The sequence below is a fragment of the Zestomonas carbonaria genome, assembly GCF_904061905.1.
GTDB classification, from domain to species: Bacteria; Pseudomonadota; Gammaproteobacteria; order Pseudomonadales; family Pseudomonadaceae; genus Aquipseudomonas; species Aquipseudomonas carbonaria.
The window spans coordinates 66,262-75,513 of sequence record NZ_CAJFCI010000073.1; the positions used below are offsets into that span (position 1 = coordinate 66,262).

Consider the following 9,252-nt stretch of genomic DNA (forward strand, 5'->3'; position numbering starts at 1 on the left):
TTTACCTTACCGTCGCCTCACGAGGGGGACGGCTCGCACGGCCCGCCTCGCTGCGGGCTTTTTTTCGTCCGGGGATTCGGCCGAAGCCTACCGTAGGATGGGCTTCAGTCCACCGATGGGCCTTCGGGCGACGGCTCGAACCCCGGCGGACACTTGCCTTGCAGGTACCAGGCGAAGGCGATGATCTCGGCGATGCAGCGGTACAGCGCTTCGGGGATCGCCTCGCCGAGTTCCAGGCGGGCCAGCAGGCGTACCAGTTCGGCGTTCTCGTAGATCGGCACTTCGTACTCGCGGGCGATGGCGAGGATGGTTTCGGCCAGCTCGTCGTCACCCTTGGCGCTCAGGGTCGGGGCGTTCTGGCCGTCATAGCTGAGGGCGATGGCCTGGCGGGGTGTCTGGCGCTTCATGCGGTCTCGTCGATCCAGCGTTGTTCCAGGGTGGTCCGTGGCCCTTGTGGCGGCGTGCCCTGGCGGCAGGCCAGGTCGCCGACGTCGAGGCCGGCGTCGAGCAGGCGCTGGCGCAGGTTGCCCAGCTCGCTGTCGATCAGTTGCGCGGTGGCCTGGCGCTCCGCCCAGAGCTGGCCGGACAGGCTGCCGTGGGCCAGTTGCGCCTGCACCTGCAAGGGGCCGAGCGGGGGCAGGTCGAAGGCCAGCTCGACGCGCCAGAGGGTTTCCTGTGCGTCCTTCTTCTCCGGCTTGGCCTCTTCTTCGCTCTGGATCCGGAGTTGCAGCGGCACCAGCTCCTGCTGGTGGCGCATCGGCAGCTCCAGTTGCCAGGTGGTCAGCAGGCTGCCGTCCGGTGTCACCTGGGTTTGTGCCAGGCTGGACAACTGATGGGTCTGCAAGCGCGAGACGGCGGCGGCGGCGAGCTTGAGCAGTGTTTCCAGGTCGGCCTCGCCATCCTCGAATGCCTGCTGCAACTTGGCCGGCAGCGGAAAACCGGGCGGCTGCGGGCGGCCGCCGAGCTGACCGAGCGCCCCCAGCGCGGTGCGCGCGAAGGCCGGCATGGCCTGGGCCAGGCTGCCGGCGGCGCCCGCCGCCAGTGGAGTGGCCTGGGGCAGTTGCGGCAGCAATTGGGCGACCAGGCGCAACAGGTTGGCCTTGAGGTCCTGGGGCAGGGCGCCGCCAGCGCCGAGCAGGCGCGCTTCGAGCAGCGTGCCGCTGTTCTCCATGGCCTTGGCCAGGCCCTTGGCGTCGCTGAGTTGGGCGAGATCGGGCAGGGCGCCGAACAGTTTGTCGATGCTGCCGCGAAGCCCTTCCGGCAGATTGCTGCCGGCCAGCCCCTGGAGCGCACCGAGCAATCCTTCCAGCGAGCCCTGGCGGGCACTCTGCGCCTGCAACTGCTGGCTGATCGCCAACTGGTCGAGCCGCCCGCTCAGCGGCAGGAAGGCCAGCGCCTGGCTGCCGTCCACCCGCGCGGTCAGCAGGCTGCCGACGGGCAGCGGCATACCTGTTTCCAGCGATAGCTTGCTGCCGGCCAGCGGCGTGTTGAGCAGATTGACCATCACCCGGTAGAGCGCCTGCTGCGCCTTGAGCCCGGCGATCTGCTCGCGCGCCTCGACCTTGCCCTGGATCAGCGTGCCGACCGGCAGCAGGTTGAGGTCTAGCTTGGTCAGGGCGCGTTCGCCGGCGTTCTGCAGGGCCATCGCCAGGCGGGTATCCGACAGCGCGGTGACGTTGAGCAGGCTGCCCTGGACGAGCGGCTGGTTGCTGCTGGCCTGCAAGGTGGCCTGGCTGCCGTTGGCGAGGGTCAGCCTGAGCAGCACCTGGAAGCTCTGTGCCACCGCTTCCCGGACCGCGACCACCTCGGCCTTGGCGGTCTCGCCGCTGGCCAGCAGGCCGTCCAGCGGCTGCAACAGCCTGAGCGCCTGCTCGACGGCCTGGGCTGGGCGGGGGCCGCTGATCTCGCTCATTGATGGGTTACAACCTGTCGAAAAAGGCCACTGCGGGCGGGCTGGCCGGGTATGTATAATGCCGCCCCGTTTCGCTCTCGCTGCCCGGCTCGACCGGCGGCCAGCCGGGCGTATGCCAGTATAACGGCCGACGCCTTCCCGACTTGAATGCCTGTGGACCCGCATGTCGTGACCAGCCCTGTACTCGAAACCCTGGCCCTCGCCTGCGAGCGGGATTGGCGCCTGCTGTTCGAGGGGCTCGACCTGCGCCTGCACGGTGGCGACATGCTCCAGGTCAGCGGGCCCAACGGCAGCGGCAAGACCAGCCTGCTGCGCCTGCTCGCCGGGCTGATGCGCCCGACCGCCGGGGAAGTGCACATCAATGGCCGGCCGCTGGGCAAGCTGCGCGGCGAACTGGCGCGCAACCTGCTGTGGATCGGCCATGCCGCCGGGATCAAGGGGCTGCTCACCGCCGAGGAGAACCTTTCCTGGCTGTGCGCCCTGCACGTACCGGCCGAGCGCGCGGCGATCTGGCGGGCGCTGGAGGCGGTCGGCCTGCGCGGCTTCGAGGACGTGCCCTGCCACACCCTGTCCGCCGGCCAGCAGCGCCGCGTGGCCCTGGCGCGCCTGTACCTGGAAGCGCCGCCGCTGTGGATTCTCGATGAGCCGTTCACCGCCCTGGACAAGCAGGGCGTGGCGCAACTGGAGGCGCACCTGGCCAGCCACTGCGAGCAGGGCGGCCTGGTGGTGCTGACCACCCATCACACGCTGACCGTGAAACCGGCCGGCTATCGCGATCTGGACCTGGGGCAGCGTGCGGCATGAGCAACGTGTTCACCCTGCTGGTCGCCCGCGAAGCCCGCCTGCTGTTCCGCCGCCCGGCGGAGCTGGCCAACCCCCTGGTGTTCTTCGCCATCGTCATCGCCCTGTTCCCGCTGGCGGTGGGGCCGGAAACCAATCTGTTGCAGACTTTGTCACCGGGCCTGGTATGGGTCGCGGCCCTGCTGGCCGTGCTGCTCTCTCTGGACGGCCTGTTCCGCAGCGATTTCGAGGACGGTTCCCTGGAACAGTGGGTCCTTTCGTCGCACCCCCTGCCTCTTCTGGTCCTGGCCAAGGTGCTGGCACACTGGATGTTTTCCGGGCTGGCGCTGGTGGTGCTGGCCCCGCTGCTGGCGCTGATGCTCGGCCTGCCGGCGCGCTGCCTGCCGGTGCTGCTGCTCTCGCTGCTGCTCGGCACGCCGGTGCTCAGCCTGCTCGGCGCGGTCGGCGCGGCGCTGACCGTCGGTCTGAAACGCGGCGGCCTGCTGCTGGCCCTGCTGATTCTGCCGCTGTATATCCCGGTGCTGATCCTCGGCAGCGGCGCGTTGCAAGCTTCCCTGCAAGGATTGCCGGCGGCCGGTCACCTGTTGTGGCTGGCCAGCCTCACCGCCCTGGCGGTGACCCTGACGCCTTTTGCAATCGCCGCCGGTCTGACCATCAGCGTCGGCGAATAAGAACGAACCGTGAAGCGAAGTGCATGATGTAGCCCGGTGAAATCCGGGAAAGCCCCGCCCCGGATCGCCTCCGGGATACGGCAATCGTGCCTCGCAGGATGATGAGTCGACCGATGAACTGGACCTGGTTTCACAAATGGGGTTCGCCCAAGTGGTTCTATGAGATGAGCGGCCGCTGGCTGTTCTGGCTGGCCATCGCCGCCGCGTCGCTGCTGGCGGTCGGCCTGGTCTGGGGCCTGGCCTTCGCACCGCCGGACTACCAGCAGGGCAACAGCTTCCGGATCATCTACATCCACGTACCGGCGGCGATCCTCGCCCAGTCCTGCTACATGATGTTGGCCGTGGCCGGCGTGGTAGGCCTGGTGTGGAAGATGAAACTGGCCGACGTCGCCCTCCAGCAGGCCGCGCCGATCGGCGCCTGGATGACCTTCCTGGCGCTGCTCACCGGCGCCATCTGGGGCAAGCCGACTTGGGGCTCCTGGTGGGTCTGGGACGCGCGTCTGACCTCGATGCTGATCCTGCTGTTCCTCTACTTCGGCATCATCGCCCTCGGCCAGGCGATCACCAACCGCGACAGCGCGGCCAAGGCCTGCGCGGTGCTGGCGGTGGTCGGCGTGGTCAACATCCCGATCATCAAGTACTCGGTGGAGTGGTGGAACACCCTGCACCAGCCGGCCACCTTCAAGCTCACCGAGAAACCGGCCATGCCGCCGGAAATGTGGCTGCCGCTGCTGGTCATGGTGCTCGGCTTCTACTGCTTCTTCGCCGCCGTGCTGCTGGTGCGCATGCGCCTGGAAGTGCTCAAGCGCGAGTCGCGCAGCAGTTGGGTCAAGGCCGAGATCGGCAAGCAACTGGGAGGCGTAAAATGAGCTTCGCTTCCTTCGGCGAATTCCTCGCCATGGGCCAGCATGGCCTGTATGTGTGGACCGCCTACGGCATCAGCCTGGGCGTGCTGGTCCTCAACGTCGCGCTGCCGCTGTTGGCGCGGCGTCGTTATCTGCAAGAAGAGGCGCGCCGTCTGCGCCGGGAGAGCAAGTCGTGAATCCGCTGCGCAAGAAGCGTCTGTTCATCATCCTCGGCATCCTCGCCGGCGTCGGCATCGCCGTCGGCCTTGCCCTCACCGCCCTGCAGCAGAACATCAACCTGTTCTACACGCCGACCCAGATCGCCAACGGCGAAGTGCCCCATGACACCCGCATCCGCGCCGGCGGCATGGTCAAGGACGGCTCGGTGCAGCGCTCCTCGGATTCGCTGGAAGTGCGCTTCGTGGTCACCGACTTCGCCAAGGACGTGACCATCCAGTACCACGGCATCCTCCCCGACCTGTTCCGCGAAGGACAGGGCATCGTCGCCCTCGGCAAGCTGAACGACGAGGGCGTGCTGATCGCCGACGAGGTGCTGGCCAAGCACGACGAGAACTACATGCCGCCGGAAGTCACCAAGGCCCTGCAGGAAAGCGGCCGGCTACCGAAGAAGGAAGGCTGAGCCATGAACGCAGCCCTGATGATCCCCGAACTCGGCCACCTGGCCATGATCCTCGCCCTGTGCTTCGCCATCGTCCAGGCCACCCTGCCGCTGATCGGCGCCTGGCGCGGCGACCGCCAGTGGATGAGCCTGGCCGTGCCCGCCGCCTGGGGGCAGTTCGCCTTCCTGGCGTTCGCCTTCGCCTGCCTGACCTGGGCCTTCATGGCCGACGACTTCACCGTGCGCTACGTGGCCAGCAACTCCAACAGCGCGCTGCCCTGGTACTACAAGTTCAGCGCCGTGTGGGGCGCCCACGAAGGTTCGCTGCTGCTCTGGGCGCTGATCCTCGGCGGCTGGACCTTCGCCGTGTCGGTGTTCTCCCGGCAGTTGCCGGAAGTCATGCTGGCCCGCGTGCTGGCGGTGATGGGGATGATCAGCATCGGCTTCCTGCTGTTCCTGATCGCCACCTCCAACCCCTTCGAACGCCTGCTGCCGAACAGCCCGGCGGACGGCAACGACCTCAACCCGCTGCTCCAGGACATCGGCCTGATCGTCCACCCGCCGATGCTCTACATGGGCTACGTCGGCTTCTCGGTAGCCTTCGCCTTCGCCATCGCCGCATTGCTCGGCGGCCGCCTGGACGCCGCCTGGGCGCGCTGGTCGCGGCCGTGGACCATCGTCGCCTGGGCGTTCCTCGGCGTCGGCATCACCCTCGGCTCCTGGTGGGCCTACTACGAATTGGGCTGGGGCGGCTGGTGGTTCTGGGACCCGGTCGAGAACGCCTCGTTCATGCCCTGGCTGGTCGGCACCGCGCTGATCCACTCGCTGGCGGTGACCGAGAAGCGCGGCGTGTTCAAGAGCTGGACCGTGCTGCTGGCCATCGCCGCCTTCTCGCTGAGCCTGCTCGGCACCTTCCTGGTCCGCTCCGGGGTGCTGACCTCGGTGCACGCCTTCGCCTCCGACCCGGAGCGCGGGGTGTTCATCCTGATCTTCCTGCTGATGGTGGTGGGCGGCTCGCTGACCCTGTTCGCCCTGCGCGCGCCGGTGGTCAAGAGCCAGGTCGGCTTCGGCCTGTGGTCGCGCGAGACCCTGCTGCTGGTCAACAACCTGGTGCTGGTGGTGGCCACCTCGATGATCCTGCTCGGCACCCTCTATCCGCTGGTGCTGGATGCGCTGACCGGCGCCAAGCTGTCGGTCGGCCCGCCGTACTTCAACGCGCTGTTCCTGCCGCTGATGGCGATCCTCATGGCGGTGCTGGCGATCGGCGTGATCGTGCGCTGGAAGGACACCCCGGTGAAGTGGCTGGCCGGCATGCTCGGCCCGGTGCTGCTCACCAGCGGCGTGCTGGGCGTGGCCGCCAGCTTCCTGCTCGGCGATTTCCACTGGGCGTCGCTGGCGGCCTGGCTGCTGGCCGCCTGGGTGGTGGTCGCCGGCCTGCGCGATTTGCTCGACAAGACCCGCCATACCGGCCTGCTCAAGGGGATCGGCAAGCTCGGCCGCAGCTACTGGGGCATGCAGGTGGCGCACCTCGGCATCGCCGTCTGCGCTCTCGGCGTGGTGCTGTCCAGCCAGTACAGCGCCGAGCGCGACCTGCGCCTGGCGCCGGGCGAGTCGGTGGAACTGGCCGGCTACCGCTTCGTGTTCGAGGGCGCGGCGCACCATGAAGGCCCCAACTTCACCTCCGACAAGGGCACCGTGCGGGTGCTCAAGGGCGGTAAGGAAATCAGCGTGCTGCACCCGGAAAAACGCCTCTACACCGTGCAGCAGTCGGTGATGACCGAGGCCGGCATCGACGCCGGCTTCACCCGCGACCTCTACGTCGCCCTCGGCGAGCCGCTGGACAACGGCGCCTGGGCGGTACGCGTGCACGTCAAGCCCTATGTCCGCTGGATCTGGCTGGGCGGCCTGCTGACCGGCCTCGGCGGCCTGCTGGCGGCGCTCGACCGGCGCTACCGCGTCAAGGTGAAGACCCGGGTGCGCGAGGCGCTCGGCCTGGCTGGAGCCCAAGCATGAAGCGTCTGGTGTTGCTGATTCCCCTGGCGGTGTTCCTCGGCGTCGCCGTGTTCCTCTATCGCGGGCTGTTCCTCGATCCCTCCGAGCTGCCCTCGGCGCTGATCGGCAAGCCGGTGCCGGCCTTCTCGCTGCCCAGCGTGCAGGGCGACCGCACCCTGACCCAGGAAGACCTCAAGGGCCAGCCGGCGCTGCTCAACGTCTGGGGCACCTGGTGCATCGCCTGCCGGGTCGAGCATCCGGTGCTCAACAAGCTGGCCGAGCAGGGCGTGCGCATCCACGGGGTCAACTACAAGGACGACAACGCCGCCGCCCTGAAGTGGCTGGACGAATTCCACGACCCCTACCAGCTCAACATCAACGACGCCCAGGGCAGCCTGGGGCTCGACCTGGGCGTCTACGGCGCGCCGGAAACCTTCCTGATCGACGCCCAGGGCATCATCCGCCACAAGTTCGTCGGAGTGATCGACCAGACCGTCTGGCGCGAGCAACTGGCGCCGTTGTACCGGCAACTCGTCGATGAGGCCGCTGAATGAAACGTCTGTTCGCCGTCCTGTTCTTCGTCCTGTGCCTGGCCGGCATCGCCCGCGCCGCCATCGACACCTACGAGTTCGCCGACGAGGCGCAGCGCGAGCGGTTCCGCGAGCTGACCAAGGAACTGCGCTGCCCGAAGTGCCAGAACCAGGACATCGCCGACTCCAACGCGCCGATCGCCGCCGACCTGCGCCGCGAGATCCACCGCATGCTCGGCGAGGGCAAGAGCGACGACGAGATCGTCGACTACATGGTCGACCGCTACGGCGACTTCGTGCGCTACAAGCCGCCGGTCACCGCGCGCACCTTCCTGCTCTGGTACGGCCCGGCGCTGCTGCTCGGCGGCGGCCTGGTGGTGCTCGGCGTGATCGTCCTGCGCCGCCGGCGGGTGGAGAACGCCCCCTCCGCCGTCCAGCTTTCCGATCAGGAGCGCGGCCGCCTCGACGCCCTGCTGAAATCCACTTCCTCGGACAAGACTTCGAATGATTGATTTCTGGCTCGCCGCCGGCCTGCTGCTTCTGGTCGCCCTCGCTTTCCTGCTGATCCCCGTGCTGCGTGGCCGCAAGGCGCAGACCGAGGAGGACCGCACCGCCCTCAACGTCGCCCTCTACCAGGAACGCGTCGCCGAACTGGAAGGCGAGCACCGTGCCGGCGTGCTCACCGACGCGCAGCTCGAAGCCGGTCGCGCCGAGGCCGCCCGCGAACTGCTGGCCGATACCGAAGGCGCCGACGCCAATCGCAGCTCGCGCCTGGGCCGTGCCGCGCCGCTGGTCGCCGCGCTGCTGGTGCCGCTGCTCGGGGTTGGCCTGTACCTGTACTGGGGCGCCAGCGACAAGGTCGAGATGACCCGCGAATTCGCCCAGATGCCGCGCAGCATCGAAGAGATGACCGCGCGCCTGGAACAGACCGTCAAGGCCCAGCCGGATTCGGCGGAAGCCTGGTACTTCCTCGGCCGCACCTACATGGCCCAGGAACGTGCGGCGGATGCGGCATCGGCCTTCGAGCACGCCGCCACGCTGTCCGGCCGCCAGCCCGAGGTACTCGGCCAGTGGGCCCAGGCGCTGTACTTCGCCGGCGAGCGCAAGTGGACGCCGCAGATGCAGGCGCTCACCGACGAAGCGCTCAAGGCCGACGCGGAGGAGGTCACCAGCCTCGGTCTGCTCGGCATCGCCGCCTTCGAGGAACAGCGCTTCAAGGACGCCATCGGCTACTGGGAGCGCCTGGTGGCCGTGCTGCCGGCCGAGGACCCGTCGCGCTCGGCGATCCAGGGCGGTATCGAACGCGCCAGGGCCCGCCAGCAGGAGAGCGGTGCGGACAGCTCGCCGGCGGTTGCCGCGAGTGCCGACGGCGCCACCTTGAAAGTGCGCGTGGAGTTGGCGGCGAGCGTCAGGGACAAGGTCCAACCGGGCGACAGCGTGTTCGTCTTCGCCCGCGCCAGCAGCGGCCCGCCGATGCCCCTGGCGGTCAAGCGCATGACCGTCGCCGACCTGCCGGCCGAGGTGGAGCTTTCCGACGCCGATGCGATGATGCCGCAACTGAAACTTTCCGCCTTCCCCGAGGTTCAACTGGTGGCACGTGTCTCGCGTTCCGGCACCGCCACCGACGGCGAGTGGATCGGCCGCAGCCAGCCGCTGGCCAGCAGCACGACCGATGTCCAGCGTCTGAGCATCGACAGCCCGGACGAGTGAGCGACCACGCTCGATGAAACAGCTTCTGGAGGCACCCCGATGAAACCGACCATGCACCTTCTCGCCCTGGGCCTGCTGGTCGGTCTGGCCGGCTGCGCGGCCCAGCGTCCGGCTTCGGACCTGCCGCCCGCGCCAACCCCTCCCGCGCAGCTCCCGCCGCCCACCCAGGCAC

At 68.6% G+C, this 9,252-nt stretch carries 11 protein-coding genes; 9 read left to right on the top strand and 2 right to left on the bottom strand.

Going from position 1 to position 9,252, the window contains the following annotated elements; translation table 11 throughout:
• Positions 1 to 104: 104 nt before the first annotated feature.
• Entirely contained in the window at positions 105 to 407 is a 303-nt protein-coding gene (locus PSEWESI4_RS18300; RefSeq protein WP_187672659.1) for an EscU/YscU/HrcU family type III secretion system export apparatus switch protein, read from the bottom strand.
• Positions 404 to 1,912: a flagellar hook-length control protein FliK gene (fliK, locus tag PSEWESI4_RS18305; RefSeq protein ID WP_187672660.1), complete on the bottom strand. Its 1,509-nt coding sequence runs from the start codon at positions 1,910 to 1,912 to the stop codon at positions 404 to 406. Before fliK ends, PSEWESI4_RS18300 begins: the two co-directional genes overlap by 4 nt.
• 168 nt (positions 1,913 to 2,080) lie before the next feature.
• Here fliK and ccmA point away from each other — a divergent pair, with 168 nt between their 5' ends.
• The 9 genes from ccmA (at position 2,081) to ccmI (ending at position 9,080) form a co-directional block, all read left to right on the top strand.
• Positions 2,081 to 2,716, top strand: a complete 636-nt coding sequence (gene ccmA / locus PSEWESI4_RS18310; RefSeq protein WP_456243223.1) for a cytochrome c biogenesis heme-transporting ATPase CcmA — start codon at positions 2,081 to 2,083, stop codon at positions 2,714 to 2,716.
• Positions 2,713 to 3,384 carry a heme exporter protein CcmB gene (ccmB, locus tag PSEWESI4_RS18315; RefSeq protein ID WP_187672662.1) on the top strand — a complete coding sequence of 224 codons (672 nt, stop codon included), beginning with the start codon at positions 2,713 to 2,715 and terminating at the stop codon, positions 3,382 to 3,384. Before ccmA ends, ccmB begins: the two co-directional genes overlap by 4 nt.
• Positions 3,385 to 3,497: 113 nt before the next feature.
• The gene (locus PSEWESI4_RS18320; protein ID WP_187672663.1) at positions 3,498 to 4,253 is read left to right on the top strand and encodes a heme ABC transporter permease; all 756 of its coding nucleotides are present in this window, start codon (positions 3,498 to 3,500) and stop codon (positions 4,251 to 4,253) included.
• On the top strand, positions 4,250 to 4,426 hold the full coding sequence (gene ccmD / locus PSEWESI4_RS18325; protein WP_187672664.1) for a heme exporter protein CcmD: 177 nt from the start codon (positions 4,250 to 4,252) through the stop codon (positions 4,424 to 4,426). The genes PSEWESI4_RS18320 and ccmD overlap by 4 nt, the downstream gene beginning before the upstream one ends.
• Positions 4,423 to 4,869, top strand: a complete 447-nt coding sequence (ccmE, locus tag PSEWESI4_RS18330) for a cytochrome c maturation protein CcmE (protein ID WP_187672665.1) — start codon at positions 4,423 to 4,425, stop codon at positions 4,867 to 4,869. The genes ccmD and ccmE overlap by 4 nt, the downstream gene beginning before the upstream one ends.
• Before the next feature lie 3 nt (positions 4,870 to 4,872).
• A complete protein-coding gene (locus PSEWESI4_RS18335) occupies positions 4,873 to 6,861 on the top strand; it encodes a heme lyase CcmF/NrfE family subunit (protein ID WP_456243224.1) in 1,989 nt (662 codons plus the stop codon).
• Positions 6,858 to 7,394: a DsbE family thiol:disulfide interchange protein gene (locus tag PSEWESI4_RS18340; RefSeq protein ID WP_187672666.1), complete on the top strand. Its 537-nt coding sequence runs from the start codon at positions 6,858 to 6,860 to the stop codon at positions 7,392 to 7,394. Before PSEWESI4_RS18335 ends, PSEWESI4_RS18340 begins: the two co-directional genes overlap by 4 nt.
• Positions 7,391 to 7,882: a cytochrome c-type biogenesis protein gene (locus tag PSEWESI4_RS18345; protein ID WP_187672667.1), complete on the top strand. Its 492-nt coding sequence runs from the start codon at positions 7,391 to 7,393 to the stop codon at positions 7,880 to 7,882. Before PSEWESI4_RS18340 ends, PSEWESI4_RS18345 begins: the two co-directional genes overlap by 4 nt.
• A complete protein-coding gene (gene ccmI / locus PSEWESI4_RS18350; RefSeq protein WP_187672668.1) occupies positions 7,875 to 9,080 on the top strand; it encodes a c-type cytochrome biogenesis protein CcmI in 1,206 nt (401 codons plus the stop codon). Before PSEWESI4_RS18345 ends, ccmI begins: the two co-directional genes overlap by 8 nt.
• The last annotated feature ends 172 nt before the right edge of the window (positions 9,081 to 9,252 follow it).

Coding starts and splice junctions, on each gene's coding strand:
- PSEWESI4_RS18300 (WP_187672659.1), bottom strand. CDS start 407: ATGAAGCGCCAGACACCCCGCCAGGCCATCGCCCTCAGCTATGACGGC.
- fliK (WP_187672660.1), bottom strand. CDS start 1,912: ATGAGCGAGATCAGCGGCCCCCGCCCAGCCCAGGCCGTCGAGCAGGCG.
- ccmB (WP_187672662.1), top strand. CDS start 2,713: ATGAGCAACGTGTTCACCCTGCTGGTCGCCCGCGAAGCCCGCCTGCTG.
- PSEWESI4_RS18320 (WP_187672663.1), top strand. CDS start 3,498: ATGAACTGGACCTGGTTTCACAAATGGGGTTCGCCCAAGTGGTTCTAT.
- ccmD (WP_187672664.1), top strand. CDS start 4,250: ATGAGCTTCGCTTCCTTCGGCGAATTCCTCGCCATGGGCCAGCATGGC.
- PSEWESI4_RS18335 (WP_456243224.1), top strand. CDS start 4,873: ATGAACGCAGCCCTGATGATCCCCGAACTCGGCCACCTGGCCATGATC.
- PSEWESI4_RS18340 (WP_187672666.1), top strand. CDS start 6,858: ATGAAGCGTCTGGTGTTGCTGATTCCCCTGGCGGTGTTCCTCGGCGTC.
- PSEWESI4_RS18345 (WP_187672667.1), top strand. CDS start 7,391: ATGAAACGTCTGTTCGCCGTCCTGTTCTTCGTCCTGTGCCTGGCCGGC.
- ccmI (WP_187672668.1), top strand. CDS start 7,875: ATGATTGATTTCTGGCTCGCCGCCGGCCTGCTGCTTCTGGTCGCCCTC.